This is a genomic window from Cupriavidus sp. MPR-AND1C (genome assembly GCF_058809705.1).
In genome coordinates this window covers 12,944-33,712 of the sequence record NZ_JBXASU010000048.1, presented here as the reverse complement: position 1 = coordinate 33,712, position 20,769 = coordinate 12,944, and the positions used below count along the sequence as shown (strand labels likewise).

The 20,769-nt window shown below is 64.9% G+C and carries 17 protein-coding genes; 4 read left to right on the top strand and 13 right to left on the bottom strand.

Annotated elements, in window-relative coordinates; all coding sequences use genetic code 11:
- Positions 1-55 precede the first annotated feature (55 nt).
- Entirely contained in the window at positions 56-916 is an 861-nt protein-coding gene (locus AC1RWI_RS23425) for an aldo/keto reductase family oxidoreductase (RefSeq protein ID WP_492869075.1), read from the top strand.
- A 133-nt stretch (positions 917-1,049) separates the two neighbouring features.
- Here the strand turns inward: AC1RWI_RS23425 and AC1RWI_RS23420 are convergent, their stop codons facing one another.
- From AC1RWI_RS23420 to AC1RWI_RS23390, 7 genes are all read right to left on the bottom strand, one after another.
- Positions 1,050-2,333 (bottom strand): MSMEG_0569 family flavin-dependent oxidoreductase, encoded by a 1,284-nt coding sequence (locus AC1RWI_RS23420; protein ID WP_492869073.1) that lies wholly within the window; start codon positions 2,331-2,333, stop codon positions 1,050-1,052.
- Positions 2,334-2,583: 250 nt separating this feature from the next.
- A complete protein-coding gene (locus AC1RWI_RS23415; RefSeq protein WP_043356201.1) occupies positions 2,584-2,871 on the bottom strand; it encodes an MSMEG_0570 family nitrogen starvation response protein in 288 nt (95 codons plus the stop codon).
- A 9-nt stretch (positions 2,872-2,880) separates the two neighbouring features.
- Positions 2,881-3,900, bottom strand: coding sequence for a sll0787 family AIR synthase-like protein (locus AC1RWI_RS23410; RefSeq protein ID WP_492869071.1), 1,020 nt, complete (start codon positions 3,898-3,900; stop codon positions 2,881-2,883).
- Positions 3,897-4,442, bottom strand: coding sequence for an MSMEG_0567/Sll0786 family nitrogen starvation N-acetyltransferase (locus AC1RWI_RS23405; RefSeq protein WP_492869069.1), 546 nt, complete (start codon positions 4,440-4,442; stop codon positions 3,897-3,899). Before AC1RWI_RS23405 ends, AC1RWI_RS23410 begins: the two co-directional genes overlap by 4 nt.
- Positions 4,439-5,563, bottom strand: coding sequence for an MSMEG_0568 family radical SAM protein (locus tag AC1RWI_RS23400; protein ID WP_492869105.1), 1,125 nt, complete (start codon positions 5,561-5,563; stop codon positions 4,439-4,441). The genes AC1RWI_RS23405 and AC1RWI_RS23400 overlap by 4 nt, the downstream gene beginning before the upstream one ends.
- Positions 5,523-6,545, bottom strand: a complete 1,023-nt coding sequence (locus tag AC1RWI_RS23395) for a Nit6803 family nitrilase (RefSeq protein WP_492869067.1) — start codon at positions 6,543-6,545, stop codon at positions 5,523-5,525. The genes AC1RWI_RS23400 and AC1RWI_RS23395 overlap by 41 nt, the downstream gene beginning before the upstream one ends.
- Before the next feature lie 58 nt (positions 6,546-6,603).
- A complete protein-coding gene (locus AC1RWI_RS23390; RefSeq protein WP_043356207.1) occupies positions 6,604-7,086 on the bottom strand; it encodes an MSMEG_0572/Sll0783 family nitrogen starvation response protein in 483 nt (160 codons plus the stop codon).
- 417 nt (positions 7,087-7,503) lie between these two features.
- Between AC1RWI_RS23390 and AC1RWI_RS23385 the strand changes: the two genes are divergently transcribed.
- On the top strand, positions 7,504-8,895 hold the full coding sequence (locus AC1RWI_RS23385) for an aminotransferase-like domain-containing protein (protein WP_492869064.1): 1,392 nt from the start codon (positions 7,504-7,506) through the stop codon (positions 8,893-8,895).
- Between the two features lie 194 nt (positions 8,896-9,089).
- Positions 9,090-10,415, top strand: coding sequence for a phage tail protein (locus tag AC1RWI_RS23380; protein WP_492869062.1), 1,326 nt, complete (start codon positions 9,090-9,092; stop codon positions 10,413-10,415).
- Positions 10,416-10,510: 95 nt separating this feature from the next.
- Here the strand turns inward: AC1RWI_RS23380 and AC1RWI_RS23375 are convergent, their stop codons facing one another.
- The 5 genes from AC1RWI_RS23375 to AC1RWI_RS23355 all read right to left on the bottom strand — a co-directional run bounded on the left by AC1RWI_RS23375 (position 10,511) and on the right by AC1RWI_RS23355 (position 17,008).
- Positions 10,511-11,083 (bottom strand): nitrogen fixation protein NifQ, encoded by a 573-nt coding sequence (locus tag AC1RWI_RS23375; RefSeq protein ID WP_492869060.1) that lies wholly within the window; start codon positions 11,081-11,083, stop codon positions 10,511-10,513.
- Between the two features lie 230 nt (positions 11,084-11,313).
- On the bottom strand, positions 11,314-12,237 hold the full coding sequence (locus AC1RWI_RS23370) for an EAL domain-containing protein (RefSeq protein ID WP_492869058.1): 924 nt from the start codon (positions 12,235-12,237) through the stop codon (positions 11,314-11,316).
- 495 nt (positions 12,238-12,732) lie between these two features.
- Positions 12,733-13,854, bottom strand: a complete 1,122-nt coding sequence (locus AC1RWI_RS23365) for a hypothetical protein (RefSeq protein WP_492869056.1) — start codon at positions 13,852-13,854, stop codon at positions 12,733-12,735.
- 173 nt (positions 13,855-14,027) lie between these two features.
- Positions 14,028-15,737: a hypothetical protein gene (locus AC1RWI_RS23360; RefSeq protein ID WP_492869054.1), complete on the bottom strand. Its 1,710-nt coding sequence runs from the start codon at positions 15,735-15,737 to the stop codon at positions 14,028-14,030.
- A gap of 494 nt (positions 15,738-16,231) precedes the next feature.
- Positions 16,232-17,008, bottom strand: a complete 777-nt coding sequence (locus AC1RWI_RS23355) for an XpsR family transcriptional regulator (protein ID WP_236702246.1) — start codon at positions 17,006-17,008, stop codon at positions 16,232-16,234.
- Positions 17,009-17,613: 605 nt separating this feature from the next.
- On the opposite strand from AC1RWI_RS23355, the gene AC1RWI_RS23350 reads away from it, so the two are divergent.
- Positions 17,614-18,771 carry a helix-turn-helix domain-containing protein gene (locus AC1RWI_RS23350; RefSeq protein WP_492869052.1) on the top strand — a complete coding sequence of 386 codons (1,158 nt, stop codon included), beginning with the start codon at positions 17,614-17,616 and terminating at the stop codon, positions 18,769-18,771.
- 43 nt (positions 18,772-18,814) lie between these two features.
- Here AC1RWI_RS23350 and AC1RWI_RS23345 read toward each other — a convergent pair whose 3' ends face one another.
- Complete coding sequence (locus tag AC1RWI_RS23345) at positions 18,815-19,726, bottom strand: transcriptional regulator (protein WP_492869050.1); 912 nt, start codon at positions 19,724-19,726, stop codon at positions 18,815-18,817.
- Between the last annotated feature and the right edge of the window lie 1,043 nt (positions 19,727-20,769).

Genomic DNA, 20,769 nt, shown 5'->3' with positions numbered 1-20,769 from the left:
ATCGAACGGCGCATCCTTGCCTACAGTGGACTCCCCATCCCAAAGGAGGTCCACCGTGTCTAAGCAACCAACGACTTATCGCCTCGGCGACCTGACAATCAATCGTATGGGCTACGGCGCCATGCGACTTTCAGGGCCGCACGTCTTTGGTCCGCCTGCCGATAAAGCAGCGGCACTTTCCGTTCTGCGAACTGCGGTCGAATCCGGCGTAAACCATATCGACACCAGTGATTTCTACGGCCCGCATGTCACCAACCAGTTGATCCGCGAGGCATTGCATCCCTATCGCGACGGCCTGATCATCGCCACCAAGGTTGGCGCCCGACGAGGCGCCGACGCGTCCTGGCTGTCGGCTTCGTCGCCTGCCGAACTGGAGCAGGCAGTGCACGACAATTTGCGCAACCTGGGCATCGAGAGGCTCGATGTGGTCAACCTAAGGATGATGATCGATCCTATGCAGCCGGCCGAGGGTTCAATCGAAGAGCCGCTCACTGCGCTGGCCGAGTTGCAGAACAAGGGCCTGATTCGCCATATCGGCCTGAGTCACGTGACCCATGCCCAAGTCGCGCAAGGACGGCGCATGTGCGACATCGCATGCGTGCAAAACCAATACAACCTGGCCCATCGCGCGGATGACCAGCTGATCGATGAACTGGCCCGCGACGGTATCGCCTATGTCCCGTTCTTCCCGCTGGGCGGTTTTTCGCCGCTACAGTCCGAAACGTTGACTGTTGTGGCCAAGCGCCTGGAGACCTCGGCAAACCAGGTGGCGTTGGCCTGGCTCCTCCAACGGGCGCCTAACGTCCTTCTTATCCCTGGGACGACCTCAATCACCCATCTCAAGGAAAACCTTGCGGCAAGGACACTCCCCCTACCTGACGACGTCCTGATGGAACTGGATGGCATGGTGCGCTAGTGCCAGAATCGGGCGGCATAAAGATCCTTCCATGACGTGCTTCTTTGCTTCCTGATTAGCAGATCCAGGTGAGAGGCTGGTCTAGGACAGGTTCGGCATGCCGGCGACATGGCTTGTGCCCGCGCGGAACATGTCAGGCTGCCAGGGCTTGCGCGCCAAGCTTTTCGCTGACGATGGCCGCCAGATATCCGGCATCGCGCGCAATGCCGGAGAATCGCCCGGAGCCCCAGGTGTGCAGCCACGGCAGCCCGAGGAAGTACAGGCCGTCCTGCGCCGTCACGCCGCGCACGTGGCCGGGATAGCCGCGCCCGTTGAAGACCGGCGCCTCCAGCCAGCTGAAATCCGGGCGAAAGCCGATGCACCAGACGATGGTGCCGATGCCCGCCTGCGCCAGGTCCAGCGCCCAACGCTCCTCGCCCGGCGACCATACCGGCGCGTACGTGCTGGCGGGCGGCGCGGCGATGCCGTGCTTGTCGATGTACTTGTCGATGCTGGCGTTGATGCGGTTGTAGGTGTCGTCCGCATCGTCGAGGTTGGCTTTCAGGTTCGGCGTGAAGCGCAGCTTGCCGTCATGGAAATCCTCCAGCGCGCCGAACAGCTCCATGCCTTCGGTGGCGAACTTGCGCAGGTCGATGTCGCGCCCGCCATCGCGGCCGGTCACATAGTGATTGGTGTTGTCGCGCACGCCCTCGCGCAGCGGATGCTCCTGCACCGCCATATCGTAGTACTGCATGTCGGCCAGCCAGTCCACGACGTCGCGGCCACGGTAAAAGCGCGCGCAGCGCGGCGCCTGGCCCACCGCCAGGAACACCTTGCGGCCCGCCAGGTGCAGGTCTTCGGCAATCTGCGCGCCGGACTGGCCGGAGCCCACCACCAGCACGCCGCCCTCCGGCAAGGCTTGCGGGCTGCGGTACTCGGCGGACTGGATCTGCCGGATGCCCGCCGGCAGGCGCTCGGCCATGCGCGGCACGATCGGGGTGTGATAGCCGCCCGAGGCCACCACCACCTGCCCGGCGGTGAAGTCGCCCTGCGAGGTGCAGACAAGGTAGCCGCCCTGCGCCAGCGGCTTTGCGCGCAGCACCTCGGTGTGCTCCAGCACCGGTGCGTTCACCATGCCGATAAAGCCATCGAGGTAGGCGATGATCTCGTCCTTCTTCATGAAGCCGTGCGGGTCGTTGCCCTGGTAGGGATAGCCGGGCAAGGCGCACTGCCAGTTCGGCGTGACCAGGCAGAAGGCATCCCAGCGCTGGCTGCGCCAGGTATGGGTGACGGTGTGCTTCTCGACAACGAGATGATCGATGCCGGCCTGCTTGAGGTAGTAGCTCATGGACAGGCCGGCCTGGCCGCCACCGACGATGATGACGCTGTAGTGTTTGGGGGAGCCAGTGGCCTGGGTTTCGTTGAGGGATGTCGACATGATGGGTCCTTCGTTGATTGCTGTGTGATGCGTTAAGGCTTTCAGAGGCGGGTTCTTCAGATGCCGGTCTTCGAACTTCCCCGTGGGTTAATCCACCACCGGTTTGCTCCCCTCTCCCACGCAGTGGGAGAGGGGCCGGGGGAGAGGGTGGGCTCCTGCTCAGAGTGAGGGCCTGCGCCATTGCCACCGCCCGCCCTCTCCCCCGCCCCTCTCCCGCAAGCGGGAGAGGGGAGACCGCAATTGGCTAAACTTACCGGCCAAAACCAAGCACGCGCACCGTGGCGTGCGGCTGCGCGCAAAAACGCGCGGCGGTGGTCTCGATCTGTTCAAGCTGGTCCATGGCAGAGGAGCAGGCATAGCCATACTTCGCCCTGACGCGCTCCGACGCGCTGCCCAGCGCCTGCCTGGCGATCGCCAGGAACGCGTCCAGCGTGTAGTCCTGCCCCGGGACAAAGAACTCGGTGACCACCGAAGACGGGGAATAACAGGTGGCCTCGCTCTGGTCGGGCCAACGTATGCGGAAATGCGTGACTGGCATGCAGGCTCCTCAGGCATCGATGTGGGTGGCGTCCCGCGCGGCACGCTCTGGCTGCGGAACGATGAATGCGTCGTGCGCGAAATCCCACAGCAGGGCGGTCTCGCCGGCCCCGCTGACCGTGACCCGCCGCGAGTCGTCGATGACACCGATCTGCGCGCAGGCAAGGTCCCGCGCACCGAACCGCGCGGTAACGCGCGCCACGTCTTGCTCGCGCACGGCCAGCAAGAAACCATAGCTGGGAAAGGCCGACAGCCAGCGCAGCATGGGCACGCCCGCAGGCGCCGGGATGCGGTCCAGATCGATCCGCGCGCCCACGCCGGAACACTCCAGCAGCATCAGCGCCGTGCCCAGCGTGCCGGCCATGCTGATGTCCTTGGCTGCGGCGCACAGGCCGTCCTCGGCCAGCGCGGGCAGCAGTTCCAGATCGGCCCGCAGCCGCGCGGGCGGCGCCTCGGTGGAGGCATTCCAGTACGGATACGGCTCGGCAAAGGCCCCACGCAGATCGACGGCCATCAGCAGCCTCTCGCCCGGGCGCGCCGCGAAGCTCGATAGCAGGCGCCGCGCCCGCCCGACAATGGCCACCGCAAGCTGGGCATGATCGCTGCGGGCATTGCTGTGCCCGCCAACGATGGGCACGCCATAGGCCGCGCAGGCCGCCGCCATGCCTTTGAGCACTTCGGTGGCCTGCGCCACGCCGTCGCTCCAGATGGCGTCCACCACGGCCAGCGGCCGGCCGCCCATGGCATAGATATCGCTGATGTTGACCATCACCGCGCTGTAGCCCGCGAACCACGGCTTGGCATCGATGAAATCCCGGACCATGCCCTCGATGGCGAACAGCAGGTAGCCGTCATGGTCGGCAATCGCGGCGCAATCGTCGCCCACCGCCACGGCCTGGCCGAGATCGCCCATGCCGCCCATGCCGCCCGGCAGCGCCTTGCCCAGCGACGACAGCACGCCGGCGATATCGGTCTTGTGGCCAAAGCCGCGGCTGGCACGCAGGCTTTGCACTATCTGCGCGACGCTCATGTTCCGCTCCTGCCCAGCGTCGACAGGCCAATGCGCGGCGTCAGGCACGCCGGGTAGTAGTCCAGGTCCGCCTGCATCAGGTGGTGCGGGCGGCCAAGCAGCGTTTCCTCGGCCAGCACGTCCCAATGCAAGCGGCGGAACAGTGGCACGTTCTGGCTCTGCACATGGGCGAGGAACCGGGTGCAGCCCAACCCGTTCGCGCTGCTCACCGCCAGCCTGATCAGCGTCGCGCCGATCCTGCCCTGGCTACGGTATGCAGCGTGCACGGCCAGCCGAGAGCCAAGCCACACCCCGGGCTCGGCCTCGTGGATGCGCACGGTGCCAACCACCATCTCGGGTGCGTGCGCCTCGCACTTCACCGCCACCAGCAGTTGCGCCACGTCGTCGATCTCGTCGCGGTCGTCGCCAACAAAGATGCCTTGCTCATGACAGAACACCGCCCGGCGCAGCGCCATGGCCTCGTCCGCCTCCCACTGCGCCCCGGCCCAGCGGATGCGGAACGTCGTGGCCGCAGGCACTTCCACACAGAGATCGTCGTTCATGCCGCCACCTCTTCATACGAAGACAGCGAAGAGCAGGCGCCGCACTTGCCGCAGCCCGCCTTGATATCCGCCGAGCGCATGCCCGCCGCGCGGATCATCGCGCCGAGCGGCTTGAGGATGGCCTTCATGAAATCCGGCGGCGGCGCGGGATGGTCTTCCAGCGGCGTGCCGGTGATCGGCACGAACGGCACCACGAAGGGATAGACCCCAAGCTCGACCAGTTCCTTCGAGATCGACAGGATGGTCTCAACGCTGTCTCCAAGCCCGGCGAGGATATACGTGCTCACCTGCCCCCGGCCGAACACGGCAACCGCAGCCTTGAACGCTTCCATATAGCGGCTGATCGGCACCGCTGCCTTGCCCGGCATGATCCGCTCGCGCAGGGCGGGCGTGACCACCTCCAGGTGCATGCCCAGCGTATCGATGCCCGAGGCCTTCATGCGCTCGAACCAGCGGTCGTCGTCCGGCGGCTCGCACTGCGCCTGGATGGGCAGGTCCACGGCCGCCTTGATGGCAAACGCGCTCTCGCAAAGTATGGCGGCGCCGCGGTCCGGCGTGGGCGGCGTGCCGGTGGTCAGCACCATATGCTTCACACCATCGAGCAGCACGGCGGCGCGCGCCACCTCAGCCAGTTGCTCCGGCGTCTTGCGCGCAATGGTGCGCCCCGCCGCGAGCGATTGCCCGATCGCGCAGAACTTGCAGGTCTTGCGCCGGCTCTCATAGCGGATGCAGGTCTGCAGCACCGTGGTGGCCAGCACATCCGCGCTGTGCAGCGTGGCGATGTGCGAGTACGGCACGCCCTCCATCGTCTGCAGCGCATAGAAGCGCGGCGCCTTCGGAAAACTGATGTTCGCAATCGGGATGGCGCCACGCATCAGCGCGCTGGTGCCCTTGCCATCCGGCGACGACGCTACGTACGGCGAATGCCAGGCGGTGTTGGTATGCACCGGCACCATGATGGTCACGCCATCCACGGTCACCGCCTTGTGGTCGGACGGGCCCGCGCCGCCGCGCCGGCTGGCGGCGCCCGCGGCCGGGTCCAGCAGGCGCAGCCCGACCGATTGCAGCTCGGTCCGAAGCTCAGTTACCGACAACCGGCTCAAGGTCAAGGCCGGCGTCATCTCGCTGGAGTTCATGGTGGGGGCTCCCGTGGTAGTTGGACAAGGCGGTGGCCATGGGCGATGCGGTCGCCGCCGGCCGGTCGTTGATGGCAAGGCTGAGCAATTCCGGCCGGGCGTAGTGCCCCACCGAATCCATCATTCGCTTGCGCTTGGTGATGAGCGACATATCCAGGTCCGCGATCACCATGCCCTCGCCCTCGCGCAGCGGCGGCGCCAGGTGCTGGCCCTCCGGCGACACGATGGCGGTGTTGCAGCCGCCGCGCAGCGCCTTTTGCAAGGCGGGGTCGGTGGTGACCGAGGCGATCTGCTCGTCGGTCAGCCATCCGGTGGCGTTCACCACGAAGCAGCCGGACTCCAGCGCGTGATGGCGGATGGTGACTTCGATCTGATCGGCAAAGACGGGGCCCACCAGCGAGCCGGGAAACTGGCTGCAGTGGATTTCCTCGTGCTGGGTCATCAGCGCGTAGCGGGCCAGCGGGTTGTAGTGCTCCCAGCAAGCCAGCGCGCCCACGCGGCCGATGGCGGTTTCGGCCACCTTCAGGCCGGCCGCGTCGCCCTGGCCCCAGATCATCCGTTCATGGAACGTCGGCGTGATCTTGCGGCGCTTGAGCACCAGGCGGCCATCGGTATCGAAGATGAGCTGCGTGTTGTAAAGACTGCCGTGGTCGCGCTCGTTGACACCGAGCACCACCACCATGGCGTGCCGGCGCGCGCGCTCGGACACGGCATGGGTGACGGGGCCGGGCACCACCACCGCCTGCTCGTACAGCCGCATATGGTCGCTGCCGGATTGCACGGGCGGCCGCACGAAGGAGAAGTACGGGTAGTACGGCAGGAAGGTTTCCGGAAAGACGATCAGTTGCACGCCTTCCCGTGCGGCGCGGTCGATGGCCTCGCAGACTTTGCCCAGCGTGCCTTCGCCGTGCTCGAGGTCCGGAGAAATCTGGACCGCGGCCGCGCGCACAATGCGTTTCTGTGACATGGTGATGCCCGCCCTTTCTTTCAGCGTGAATGCGTGGATGTGTTAAAGCGTTGAGCCGTTAAACCGTCCAGGTATCCAGGATCAGCGCGTTCTCCTTGCGGTGGATCAGCTTCAGGTCCAGCACATCGAGCGGGCTGATCGGGCGGATGCCTTCGATCAGCGATGCTTCGCCATGGCCATACAGCGCTTGCAGCGCAAAGCGGCAGGCGTAGACCTTGCCGCCCTCGTCCATGAACTTGGTGATCTGCTTGTTGAAGTTGAGATGGCCGGCGAAGGCTTCGTCGCCCAGCGTGGGAAAGCCGCGCTGCAGGCCCAGCGTCACGCCCGGGCCGTACAGCAGGATGGAGGTCTCGAAGCCCTTGCGTTGCAGGCGCGTGGCCTGCAGCAGGTTGACGAAGCCGATCGAGCCTTCGAAGGCCACGGTGTGAAAGGTGACCAGCGCCTTCTCGCCCGGTTCTGCCTTGACGTCCTCGAATACCTTCTCTTCGTAGTCGACCAGGAAGTCGCCTTTCTTGTGGGCCGGTTTGTTCACTGCGGGCATGTTGCACTCCATAGGGTTGGGGGATCTGTCGATCGATCGGCGCTGGGCCGACACCAAACCTTGAGCACGGGACATGCCATCTGCCATGCCCGCCGATGCGATCAATGACCGATCAGGCAGCGAATCGCTCATTGATTGCATCGCTGATTTTCCGGATGGCGAAATGTGGGCGAAACGCTAGTGCCTTAGCCGCTACCGGCCTTTTGCGGCCATGCACTGCGGTGGACCGCGCCAGCCTGGGAAACACGCCCGGAAGCGGTGCAATGCCGCGATATCGCACCATCATTGCGCAAACAAAAATGCAATCAATCCAAGCGCAAAAAACGATCATTGTGGTAGCCTGACGCGTCAACGAAAGCCTCAACGAAAGCCCCAGCGAAAGCCGCATCCGACCACCGCGCACACCAGGAGCCCACCTTGCCCGGACTTGCCAGCCACTGGCTCAAACGCCTCGGCGAGAGCACCAAACCCGCTTACCTGATGATCCCCGACCTGATCGAGGAAGACCTGGCCAGCGGCCGCTTGCAAGCGCGCGACCGCCTGCCGGCGCTACGCGACCTGGCCGAAGCGCTACAGATCAACTACACCACCGTGGCCCGCGCCTACGCGGAAGCCCGCAAGCGCGGGCTGATCGACGCCAAGGCCGGCAGCGGCACCTTTGTGCGCGGGCGCGCGCCGGCGCTGCCGCTGCGCGCGGGCACGGGTGCCGAAATGACCATGAACAACCCGCCCGAGCCGCCGGCGCTCACCGTGAGGCTGCGCGAGTCGGCAGCGCGCCTGATGAGCACGACGGATCCCTACGACCTGCTGCGCTACCAGGATTTCGGCGGCACGCCGGCGGATCGCGCCGTAGCGGTGGACTGGCTGAAACGCTATGTGCCCGCCTGCCGCGCGGATACCGTGCTGATCTGCCCGGGGATTCACAGCGCCCTGGTGGCGCTGGTGTCGCTGCTGGCGCGGCCCGGGCAGACGATCTGCCTGGATACGCTGGCCTACCCCGGCATCAAGGCCATCGCCACGCAGCTCGGCGTGCAGCTGCAGGCCCTGCCCAGCGATGACGAAGGCCCCCTCGGCCCGGCCTTCGAAACACTCTGCAAGACGCAAAAGCCAAGCGCGCTGTACTGCAATCCCACGCTGCAGAACCCCAGCACCAGGACCATGCCCCAGGGACGGCGCGAAATCCTGGCCGATATCGCCCTGCGCTACAGCGTGCCGATCATCGAGGACGATGCCTACGGCATGCTGCCGCAGCGCACGCCGGATGCCATGGCCACGCTCGCGCCGGAACTCACCTACTACGTCACCGGCCTGTCGAAATGCTTTGGCGCCGGATTGCGCATTGCCTTTATCCACGGCCCCACCGCGCGCCAGACCCAGCGGCTGGCCGGCACCCTGCGCGCCACCACGGTGATGGCAAGCCCGTTCAATACGCTGCTGGCCACGTCGTGGATCAAGGACGGCACAGCCGAAGACATGCTCAAGGCCATCCGCGCCGAGTGCGTGGCCCGCCAGCTCCTGGCCCGCGACGTGCTGGCGGCGCGGCCATACGACGCCGACCCGGAAGGCTTCCATCTCTGGCTGCCGGTTCCCCCGGACAGCGGCTGGCGCCCTTCCGAGCTGGCGCTGCATCTGCGCTCGCGCGGCATCGGCGCGGTATCGAGCGCGGCGTTCGCCACCGATGGCAATCCCCCGGATGCGATCCGGATCTGCCTGGGCGGGCCGGGCGAGCGCGACGAGATAGAGGAATCGCTGCAGATCGTGGCGGATACGCTGGACGATCCGCACCATCTGCATTCGGCCATGCTGTAGCGGGCCATTGCGCCTTCGCCCTGCCCGCGAAAGGCCAGAAGCTATTGCGCGCCCCCCCCTGCAACCCCCTATAAAATGCCGCCTGCTGCGCCCGGCGGGCGCTTCCAAACCATAAGTAAAAGAAAAGTGCACCTCGACACCGTCGAGACGTGTGCAAGCGGATAACTACGTTTGGGAAATCAAGGGAAATCAAGATGCAAACAAAAATGCGGGCTCTCTATCTGTCCATGGCCGCGGCCTCGCTGCTGAACGCATGCGGTGGCAGCGGCGGCGATACCGTGCAATCGTCCGGCAGCGCGCCGGTCACGGTAGCACCGGCAGCCTCGATCTCCGGCGTTGCCGCCACCGGCGCGCCCATTGCCAACGCCACCGTGGAACTGAAATGCGTGGCCGGCACGGCCTCCGTCACCACCTCGGCCACCGGCGCCTGGTCGGTCACCACCGCCGGCCTGGTGCTGCCGTGCGCGGCGCGCGTGACCGGCCCGAACGGCGTGCTGCACACGCTGATCCTCGGCCCCGGCGTGACCAACATCACGCCGATCACCGAACTGGTGGTGGCCAGCGCCACCGAAAACCCCGACACCGAGGCCTTCTTCAACACGTTCTCCGCCACCTCGGCCGGCGCGGCAAGCAACCGCCTGCCCACTGCCCTCGCCTTGACCAGGCAGCGCCTGGCCAACCTGGGCGTGACAGTGGACACGCTGAACCTGCTCAACCAGGTGTTCCAGCCACAAGCCGGCGACGCCTATGACGACAAGCTCGAAGCACTGATCGTGCGCCTGAAGGCCAACAACGCCACGCTGGTCACGGTGGCGCAGGAACTGGCCAGGGGCGATGTGGGCCCGGCAGGGGCAACAGGCGCGACCGGCGCCACGGGTGCGGCAGGTCCCACCGGGGCTACCGGCGCGATGGGGGCCACCGGAGCCACCGGGGCGACGGGGGCAACCGGCGCGCAGGGCCCGCAAGGTGCCGACGGGAGCAATGGCGCCACTGGCGCCACCGGAGCGACCGGAGCGACTGGCGCCACCGGTGCGCAAGGCGTGACGGGGCCGACGGGCGCAACTGGCGCGACCGGGGCCACTGGCATGCAAGGCCCAACGGGAGCCACCGGCGCCCAAGGCGCCACGGGTGCCACTGGCCCGACGGGCGCTACCGGCGCCACCGGCTCGCAAGGCGTAACGGGTACCACGGGGGCAACGGGGGCAACTGGCGCTACCGGCGCCACAGGCCCCATCAACCCGGGGCTGGGGCAAAACACCGGAAACGCGGCAGGCGGCGGCACCGGCACCCAATGCACGATAGGCAGCGTGTGGCTAACCGCCACGACGTTCGGGCAAGGCCTGCCGGCCGATGGCCGGCTGCTGCCCATCGCGCAATACACGGCGCTGTTCTCGCTGCTGGGGACTAACTTCGGCGGCGACGGCCAGACTACGTTCGCGTTGCCGAATCTTGCGTCCGTCACGCCCAACGGCCTGACGTACATGATCTGCACTACCGGCCTCTTTCCCTCGCGGAGCTAAGCAGCCGGGGGCCGGGGACACAAGAAGCCGGCCTCCTTGCCGCTCAAGCCTGGCGCGTAGAACGCCATCCGAGCCGATCATGGCGGCCTGCCGGCCTAACGCCAGCCAATCACCGACTCGGCGCCGTGGCAGCTGGCGTAGTTGTCGCAACCGGCGCAGGCCGGTTCGGGACACGGGTGCAGGTCCAGCCGCCGGCATAGCGCGTGGTAGAAGAACTTCTTCCACTTCATGTCCGTGGTGTTAGCCGCGTAGAGCGCGGGGAAATACGCCTGCAGCAGGCGCGACACATCATGCCGGCCCGACAGGCCCATGTCGTGCCAGAGATGGGAGCCGCCAAAGCAGCCGCTGGCCAGCGCGTGGGCAGCCCAGCGCGCCTCGGGGCGAGCGGGATCGCCCGATGCGATCAGCATCTGTACCAGATCGGGAAACTCGCAAGGCAACGCGGCAGCATCGACCGGCGCCGACTCTGGCGCCCACCCCGCCGCCCTGGCACCCGGAAAACAGTGATCCAGCATCCGCCAGAACTCGGGCTCGGCAAGGCCGAGCCACTGCGCGAACCGGGGCAGCCTGGCAGCGTTGGCGCTTTCCAGCACGCCCGCCAAAGCGCGGCAGGCCGGCTCACCGGGAGAGAGCGAAAACGCATCGAGGATCAGCAACGACTGGTTCACTGGCAATGCCTTGTGGATCTGGGCCGGCAACAAAGAGGGGAGAAAGCCCTAATAGCGAAATAAAGAGAAATATAGCGAAATATATCGATGTATATAACGGTAGTCAAACGCAGGCCGGAGCGGGCCGAGTCAGGCCAGGGCAGGCCAAGCCCATCCCCGCCAAGGGATAGCTAGCTGCGGCACCCCTGGGCAAGGCGGCGCAAACCACCCCCGCCGCGCGGGCACATAGCCTAAAGCTGGAGCCGCTCAAAGGGCATCGGAGGGGAAACAGCATAGCCCTGCAGCAAATCCGCGCCGAGCGACCTTGCCAGCACCACGTCGTCCGGGCTCTCCACGCCTTCGGCCACCGTCTGCAACTCCAGCGAGCGCGCTAGCGCCATCGAGGAGGAGAACAGCCGCCGGGCGCGCTCGGCGTGGCGCGCGCGGTGCAGCAGGATCTTGTCCACCTTGACCTGCTTGAACGGCAGCAGCCCAAGGGCCTGCAGCGAGGCATAGCCCGAGCCGAAATCGTCCTGGGAGATCACCATGCCACGGGCGGAGAGCGCGTTGAGGTTTTCCAGCAAGCGCGCCTCGCTGCCGCGGGAAATGCGGGTCTGCTCGGTCAACTCCAGCACGATGCGCGCGATATCCAGCCCATGGGAAATGCTTGTGCGCACAAAGCCCTGGACGAAACCGGCCGCTGCCGCGGTCGTCGGGTTGACGTTCAGGGAGAACCGGCCCGTGTATTGCGGAAACCGCGTCTGCACCCGAGCGCATGCGCCAAGGAAATGATCCAGCAGCAGCGTCTCCACGCCATGGCTGGTGATGCTGCCGACAAACTTGTCCGGGGCATGGTGCCGCCCCTTGTCGGACCAGCGCGCCAGCACCTCCAGCCCGACGATGCCGCCGTGCTGCGCGCTGATCTGCGGCTGGAACACCGGGTAGATATGCCCGAACTCGATCGCACTGATCAGGTCCTCCCGGGTGAGCGAGAGCAGTTCCTCGTGATCCAGGTCGCGTTCCGTGGCATCCACGCCCTGCGGCCCGCCTGAGGGCCACGCCATCCGCTGGCGCAGCCGCGCCAGGCGCGCGGCCACCGGATCGGGTGGGCCACTGTCCGGATGCGGGCCCCACGTGCCGGCAGACGCCGTGCCACTGAAAAACGCGTAATGCAATCTAAGCTCCTGGAAGGCATTTGGACGGCCGGGTGCGACATGCACACGCATCACATCAAGCTCGCGCGCGAGCACGCCATACCACCATACCGCCATACCACCATAGCGCCCGGCAATGCGATTGGCTGCGCCAAGGGCAAACTCAAATGACGGCAAACCCAAAGGAGCACCCCACGCCAAGGCTGGCCCGCACCTATGCACGCACAACATGCAGGCACAACTGCAGGCACAACCCTATTCTTTCAGTGCCCGCATGGCCACGGGCCACGCACGGTCCCCCCCGAAGGAGGACCACCTACTAAGGCAGGGTACTGACGTAATACAAGCCGTAAGACAATCCATCACAGCAAGACTGACCCCTTGCTGATTCGTTCAAGGGGTGTAGGAGCACCCTGCGCCTACACCCTTTTTTTTCTGCCAGGGCATCTCGCGCCCGAATCCAGGCGCAACCTCCCGCTCAACTCCGCATTAGGCCGCATTACCGCGCCCCCTGCCTTAGAACCCCGAGAAGCGAATACCGATCGAGCCATAGCCGTAATAGCGATCGAGCTTGCCCGCGGTAGCGGCGTTATAGAGAAACGGGATCGTGCCAACGAAGTTGTACAGCGATGCCTGCCCACGCAGGAACACCTCGACATTTTTCACCACCGCATACGACAGCTCCATCCCCAGCGTATGGTTTGACTTGATGGGCGAATAGCCGTAGGCACTGGCGCGGCTATCGACGTTGCTGCGCAACAGGTACTGGAACTGATAGCCCAGCCGCGCGCTGAAGTTCTCGTACTTCCAGCGCCAGGAGCCACCCAGGTTCAGGAAGCCGGCCGTGTAGTTGAAATCGTCGTTGATGTTCAGGCCGTACTGGCTGGCATCCGTTGAAAACGACGCCGACTGCAGGTTGGTGTTGCCCACGCGGCAAGGCGCGGCCAGGTTGCCGCTGGCCACATTGTCCGAGCCAATGCTCACATTGAAATTGCACCCGCCCTGTTGCAGCCGCGTATTGATGCCGCCGATTGTCACGCGGCTCACGCCCAGGCCAAAGAACCCGGTGAGCTTGTTGCGCTCGGTAAGGTCGCCAGAAAAAATCACATCGGCCTGGCCCTGGATATCGTTGGCGTCGTTGACCGTGACGCTGTTGAACGTGGCATTCCTGACCTTGAGTGCGGACGAGCGGGTCAGGCTGCCGGCGCGGTCGCCCCAAAGGGAGAAGCGCAGCATGACGCGGTCCCGCGCGCCAGGCTCGGCCAGCGGGTCATAGTGCAAGGCCAGCATCCAGCTATCGATCTGGTTGTTGTCCTGCCCGTAGTCGATGCCGCGGCGCCAGTACGTGGCCGATCCCGACCACTTCGGCGAGAACTTGTAGCCCAGCATCAGCTTGCCGCCACGATAGTCGCCGGCATTGTCCGGCACGGCGCCCTGGCCCTCTCGCAGGTTAAAGACATCCACGGTCTTGTTGACCATGTCATAGCTGGCCTCCACGCGAAATGACGTGAACTCGCCCGTAGCGGGCTCGGCCTGCAGAAACACATCGTCGGGGGCCGCATGGGCAACGCCGACGCACGACAAACCCAGCATCAAGGCACCGGCATGGCCGAGCCGGCGCGTGCGATACAACAGCATAGGGAGACTCCGAGGCCGGGGACGGACCTCATCCATGGCGTCAGCCAGTTCTTGGTCCGGCCGACTGCACACAAAAAGAAGCCGGCCACCCGCCACAAGCGCCAGATGGCGCGCATGACGGATGACCGGGCAGGCCCTCCCCTGACCACGGGAAGGGCTTCACCGCGCACCGATCAGGGGTTCAGCGTGACCGAGGTCGTGATGCCGTTGCCGCTGACCGTAGACGTGGCGGTCTGCACCGTCTGCGCCTGCGTCTTCTGCGGGCTGCTGCTCACCAGGGTGGCAACGCTTACCGCCTTGCCGCTCTGGCCCGCCACCGCAAACGTCACGGGGAAGGTGCTGGTCGACTTGGGCGTGAGCGAAGCGATCTGCGTGGCGCTCAGCGCGCCCGCGCTTTGCAGCTTGGCCAGGAAGACCGTGAACGGCAGGTTCAGCGAGCCGCCGTTGGCGCTGTCGAACAGGTTGTCGGCAGTCGCGTTGGTCAGGCCCACGCTAGCCGTGATGCTGCCGCCACTGATGCGGAACGAGTACGGCGTGTTGACCGGGACCTGCGCGCCGGTCAATGCACCGTTGTTGAAGGTAAGCGCAACCTTCTCGATGATGACGTCGACCTTGTTGCCGTTGTACGTGTAGCTCAGGCCGGCACGCACTTCCGCTGCCCCGCCGGCAAATGCATCGCCGCTTTGCGAAGCCGCCACCTTGATGGAGCTCAGCGTACCGCCGGTCACCGTCACGGCATTGAAGTTCGTGAACTGCTGGCCATTGATGGTCATGCTGGCCAACTGGATGAAGTTGGTCGGCTTGACGCTGTTGGCCACATCGTTGATGGCGCCGCTGTTGACGCTGCCGCCCAGGTTGCCAGCCGCGGTCTGGATTGCCGTGGTGTTGCCGGTAGAGACAGCCGTACCAAGCGCAGCCAGGTTAGTCGTCAGCGTGGGGTCCGCCAGCGCGGCCGGCGTTACCGCCGCCACCAGCGCATTGCTCGTCGTGGACTTGGCGCTGTCGGTCACCGCATTGACCGAGCCGCTTTGCTGCAAGGCAGCCAGCGTGGCGGACGGGCTCGCGCCCAGCACGATCGTGCCCAGCGCGGTGCTCACGTTCGACACCTGGTTGGCCACGACCGGGCCGGCCAGCGCGGCGACGTTGGCCGCCACTGCGGCAATGTTGGCCTGGACGCTGGCCGGGAAACCTGCCTTGGCGTTCTGCACCGACGTGTTGATCACCGACGTGACCAGCGTGCTGTTGGTCAGGTCTGCGGTACCGGAGGCATTGTTCACCGCGCTAGCCACGGCACTGGCCGCCGCCGCCGCGGCAGCTTCCGCCGTCAACGTGCCGCCGGTGGCCTTCGACAAGCCTGCCAGCGTCTTCGCGACCTGGTCCACCAGTTGCTGCACCACCACGGCTGCCTTGAGCACGGCCGCGTCTTGCATCGGGTCCAGCGTGGTGAGGTCCTTGCCTTGCAGGCCAAGCTTGGTCGCCAGCGCCGCGGCCTGGGCTGCGCCCAGTTGCGCAACCAACGTCGTCAGCGGCGTGATCACCGGGGTCACGCCGGCCTTGTAGGTCACCGCCGGCGCTTGCAGCACGCCGGTGAACGGCTGGTTGGTACCAATGTCGGTACCGCCGGTCACCTTGAGCGCGCTGGTGGAGCAGCCATCCGGGAACGTGAAATCCCCGGTCGCGGTGGTCGTGGTGGTCTTGTTGCTGCAATCGAGGAACGTCACCGTAGCCTGTGACAGGTAGAAGTCGACGGCCTTGCCTTGCACGGTGACCGATGGCGTCGTCGGGGTCGGCGTCGAGTCCGAGCCGCCCCCGCAAGCCACAAGTGCCGCTGCCGCGGAAGCCATGATGCCGAGGGTAAAGATATTCCTGATATTGGTTTGCACTCTTCTCACTCCTGAATCGATACGTCGATATGTCGATATTTCAATGCGTCAATGCTTCAATGCGTCGATACGTCGATAGGTCAATGGGTCACTAGGTTGTCTATGGATCCTGACCACGCCTTGGCAGCGCACCGTTGGTGCCCTTCGCTGCCCTGGCTCGTCGCATCTCATGGATACCCTGGCTGGCTCTTGCGATCGGAATCGGCAGCACTACAACAAAACTGCGCTACTGCCTTTGCCAGCTTCATTAGATAAACAATCTCCACAACCGTGTCACCCCTACTAGGAGGGGGAAAGCGCAGGCTTGCATGCAGGGACGTAACACCCGCCCTTGGCGAGCGCCACAACGGCACCCTCCGCCGCGCGCAAATTCCCCGGTTGTCAGACGAAAACAACGATGCGCAACGATGCGCAACGACGAACGCCGATGCACAACGACGAACGCCGATGCCGGCCAGCGCCCCCCTTCGCACCTAGCGCTTAGTGCTTACTGCTCAGTGCCGGATCGGAAAATCCTCCGGCACCAGCCAGCGCGCCACATATCGGCCCATGGCTTCGAGCAACACATCGGAAGTCAGCCCCGAAGCGCCCGCCAGCGCAGGGCACATGATCCAGGTCGTGCCATCGTGCTCCAGCACGCGCAGCGTCTTGACAAGATCGGCCGGCTGCAAAATGAAATCCCCCGCCCGGGCCTGCTCGATCCCGAATGCCAATACGAAATCCGAGAAATGCCGCTCGCCCAGGCACACCACCACCTTGGGCTTCCACTCCCTGCGAATGCCCTCGATAAAGCGAAAGCGGCTGCCAGCGCGGCACAGATCCAGGTAGCGCTGCTTGGGCACCAGCGCCGGCTGCCCGCGAAAAGCCCTGGACCAGGGCGTCTGGCCAATCAGGTGCGCCGGCAGCGGAAACAGGCTGAGCTTGAACTCCGCCCCACCCGGCGCATAGAGATGCTGATCGAAGTAATGCTTCCAGTCGCACTCGCTCTGCGGGCTCGCAAAGGTATGCGCACGCGCCGCGGCCATGATCCTTGCGATCTTCTGATGCGACTGCCAGCGCTCCATGCTCTCGCGATGGCGCTCACGGTAGGCGCTGTCCCAGGCCCCCGGCTGCGTGCGCGGCTCCAGCGGCGCTACCAGCGACTCGACCCATGGATGCGGCGTGCTGTCGCAAAACCAGACAGCCGCCGCCGGATTTCCCCCTTCCATACCAACGTAAGACGCGAAATACGCGTCCAGCTGCTCACGTGAAAATACGGTCTTCTGTTCTATTTCCATGCCCCTACCGCTTGGTGGAATTAAAGATGCCCACGCGCTGAGGCAGTACCTACCTATACGACGTGACGGGCCGTGAGACGCCTCGAATGCACCGGCAAATCTCTAATAGAACGATGGAGACAACCCGCTGGCGGGGAAGGCAGAGCTTCCCGCGCTTTCGCGCCTCCCACCTGCTTCGTCTCGGATGCCGGCCGGCATAAAGCAAAGCCTGGCTCCGACGGATTTGACCTGCCTACAACCAATCTGGATCAGTGCTCTTCCCTTTAGGAAAGCGATTGCCGGCACGTATATCGTCAATCCCGCGACGCTCCGGCTACCGCCCCAAAAAGCCCGATCTCGTTTGCGCGAAACAATCACTTGGCGGTGCGAGATTCTGCGGGAGATTTGATCATGATGCGCCCCCCTTTGGAGGGATTCATGGCAGTCTTCTTTCCCTTCTTACGCGGGGTAACGACACTGCGCGCCGCATTGCACAATCGCCCCGGGGGGAACTAGCCCGGCGCAACGCGCGCCTGCAAGAATCTCGGTTTTTCGATAGAGTGGTGCCGATGCGCCGGCGTTTTGCCGGGTCCATGCAGCACCTGGGTTGCACCACGCCCATGACCGAGCCTCCTATCGCAACGCTACCGCACCAATCGGAACCGCCGCCCGCGACGCGTGAAACGCCCGATGCGGCCAATACGGCCGAGAAGCATGAGGCAGCCCCGGACGCGCGCCTGCCGCATACCCATTTCCAGGTAGGCGGCGACGGGCCCCGCGACGCCAGCGTTGGGCAAATCCTTGCCTGGCGCCAGCGTGTCGGGCATGTGATGGACGTCAACCTCACCCGGGACGCCCTGGCGGCCCCGTTCCAGGCCAGCATCGACCGCTACCTGGTCGAGGACATGCTCTTCACGGACTGCCGCTGCGATGGCCTCTCCCTGAAGCGCAACGTCGCGCGCATCTCCACGGACACCATGCGGCACTATGCGTTCCAGGTGTTCGTCGAAGGCAGCGCCGGCGTGGTCGAGGGCATGCGGCGCAACCCGATGCCCCAACAGGGCGGCATCCTGCTCACGGACCATGGGCAGCCCGTGCACATGCACCGGGGTTCCGTGCGCGCGCTCTCGGTCTTCGTGCCGCGCGCGATGATGGATTCCATCTTTCTCGGCGCCGAGGCCGCGCACGGGCGCATCGTGCAAACCAACACCCCGCTGACCCGGCTGGCGGTGGAGCACCTGACGGCGCTGAGCCGCGAGATCCCCGGCATGGCGCCGCAAGCGGCTGTCGAGGCCATGCACGCTAGCGTGCAACTGCTCACCGCCGCCTTTCGCAAAGGCGCGCGCCTTGAGGACGGCGCCCGCGCCGCCGCCCGCGTCGCCATGCTGGCCCGGGCACGCCGGCTGATCGACGCCGACCCCGGCGCAGCGGAGCTGTCCCCCGACAGGCTGCTCGCCAGGATGGAGATCTCCCGCCCGACCCTATATCGATTGTTCGAGCAAGAAGGCGGCGTGCAGGCCTATATCCGCAAGAGCCGGCTGCGGGCCGCCGCCGCCGACCTCGTGAAGTTCCCCAGCTTGCCGGTCAGCAATATCGCCTACGGGCTGGGCTTCAATAGCGCATCGGACTTCACCCGTGCGTTCCGCCGATCACTGGGCATGTCGCCCAGCGACCTGCGCGCCTATGCCACCAGCCCCGAGAACACCGAACTCAGGCAAGCCGCGTTCGCAGTGCAAGGCGATGACTTCCGGCAGTGGCTGCATCGGCAACAGTGCTGAGAACGGCGCTGAGCTGCGTGCCAACCGCCACCGCATCGTCATCTCAGGCCGCGTAGTACTCCGCCTCGTAAAGCGCCGACTCGTGCGGTCTTACCTGAAAATCGGCCATGGTCAGCCATTGACTGATAAAACCCCCCATAGCGTTCAGGAGCACATCGGAGGCTAATCCGGCAGCCCCGGCCACCGCGGGACAGATAATCAGGTTCGTACCTTCACTGAAATAAACGCGCAGTTCCTTCGCCTGATCGGCAGGCTGTAATGTGTGCGTGGTATATGGCACATCCTGCATGTCGAAGGCCTGGAGATAATCCGCCTCGAAGCGCTCGCCAAGGCAAACCACCACCTTGGGGCGCTCGCGCCGGCGCAACTGGGCGATAAAGCGGAACCGGGCACCATGACGGCACAGCGTGAGGTACTTGGACTTGGGGTTCAGCTCCGGCTGGTTGCCGTGCAGTTGCGTCCACGACAACCCGCTCTCAGAGCGAATGGACAAAGGGAACAAGCTCAGCTTGAAATCCCATCCGCGCGGCCGGTAAAGATATTGCGCAAGGTAGCGCTGCCAATCGCCGCTATCATCCCGGCCGAACAACACCATCTCCCGGGCCGCCGCCATGATGCGCGCAATGCGCTGGTGCGTTTGCCATTTGCCCATCTCGTGCAGATGGCGCAGCCTGAATTGCGCATCCCACGCCGGTACCTCGCGCACCGGGACAAGCTGCGACGGCAGCCGCGCGCCATCCGCAGTCGGCATGGCGTCGCAGAACCAGACCGCGCCGGCCGGACTGCCCCCCTCCATGCCCACATAGGAAGCAAAGTAAGCATCGAGCTGCTCACGGCTCAGGGCGCCCCCACCCTGTTCTGTTACCCCAGATGTACCAGATATATCAGACATATCAGACATCTCAGACATGTCGGACACACCAACCAAACCCGCCAAACCAGATAACTCAGCCATAACCAACATCCCCATCATTCCCGTCATACGCCTAATGACCCGCCAAGACACCGGATCGCTGCCGGCATTGCCCCGGTTGCGTCGGTTCCCCCATCTCTTCGAGTTCAGGGGCAGGGGTTGCCAAACAACCCCCTGTCGCGCACGCCTTATAGACAACGGTCTCTAGCGCCCAAGATTAAAGCCACGCCCGCGCACCTCTTGACCGTGCGTCTCACTTTTTGGCAATTGGTGCGGTCATCGGCCTGGTGACGGGGCCCAATTGGCAGGTAAGCCACACCGGTGGCCCGCCATGCCAGCGCGTGAGCCAGGTAAGCCGGCCACCCGACCCTCCCCGTCAACATAAAAAGCGCCGAAAAAGACACTTATCATTCTCGCCCGCAAGCATCGAGACACAGCGTGAGAGATCGCAGCCATCCCACCTACTTGATACCCGTATTCATCCGGCAATTCTCCCCTCTGAAGTAGGGATAGAAAATTCAAAGATAAAGAATCTACCGTCATTAAAAAATCAAATATCAACCCCGATACAAAATCGATACGTCATTAAACAATCTACGCACCAACATCACCCATCAGCCCCAAGACCGCGCTCCCCATGCACGAGTCCCGAGCGCAATGCGCGGCCTTGCCGGCAACCCCGCGCCACGATGCCAACAATCACGCCAGCAATCCCCTCGCGTTCCCTTCTCTCGCAGGGTACCGGTAGCCGTCGCTGCGCCGCACTATCTGCCCCATCGACAAGACGAGCAAACCGGCGCCCATAGCGTCCGTTTAAAACGAAGCGACGAGTTTCCAGCGAAGCGTGCCTGCATGGGCAACGCAAGGGCACGAGGGTCAGCCGCCCCCAAGCGCCACGGAATCGACTGCACATGCTGCAGCCACCGCCGACTTCTTTCGTCCGATCAAAAAATGCCATGCCATTTGAGACAGCGCGCATGGCCGGGCCGACGTAGTCAATCGCGACGCGCCGCCCTTACCAATTGGGGATAAATAGTTCGGGTGCACAACCGTGCGGCCGGATTGCGAACGCTTTCGGGGAAGAT

Coding starts and splice junctions, on each gene's coding strand:
- AC1RWI_RS23420 (WP_492869073.1), bottom strand. CDS start 2,333: ATGTCGACATCCCTCAACGAAACCCAGGCCACTGGCTCCCCCAAACAC.
- AC1RWI_RS23415 (WP_043356201.1), bottom strand. CDS start 2,871: ATGCCAGTCACGCATTTCCGCATACGTTGGCCCGACCAGAGCGAGGCC.
- AC1RWI_RS23410 (WP_492869071.1), bottom strand. CDS start 3,900: ATGAGCGTCGCGCAGATAGTGCAAAGCCTGCGTGCCAGCCGCGGCTTT.
- AC1RWI_RS23405 (WP_492869069.1), bottom strand. CDS start 4,442: ATGAACGACGATCTCTGTGTGGAAGTGCCTGCGGCCACGACGTTCCGC.
- AC1RWI_RS23400 (WP_492869105.1), bottom strand. CDS start 5,563: ATGACGCCGGCCTTGACCTTGAGCCGGTTGTCGGTAACTGAGCTTCGG.
- AC1RWI_RS23395 (WP_492869067.1), bottom strand. CDS start 6,545: ATGTCACAGAAACGCATTGTGCGCGCGGCCGCGGTCCAGATTTCTCCG.
- AC1RWI_RS23390 (WP_043356207.1), bottom strand. CDS start 7,086: ATGCCCGCAGTGAACAAACCGGCCCACAAGAAAGGCGACTTCCTGGTC.
- AC1RWI_RS23380 (WP_492869062.1), top strand. CDS start 9,090: ATGCAAACAAAAATGCGGGCTCTCTATCTGTCCATGGCCGCGGCCTCG.
- AC1RWI_RS23365 (WP_492869056.1), bottom strand. CDS start 13,854: ATGCTGTTGTATCGCACGCGCCGGCTCGGCCATGCCGGTGCCTTGATG.
- AC1RWI_RS23350 (WP_492869052.1), top strand. CDS start 17,614: ATGACCGAGCCTCCTATCGCAACGCTACCGCACCAATCGGAACCGCCG.
- AC1RWI_RS23345 (WP_492869050.1), bottom strand. CDS start 19,726: ATGGCTGAGTTATCTGGTTTGGCGGGTTTGGTTGGTGTGTCCGACATG.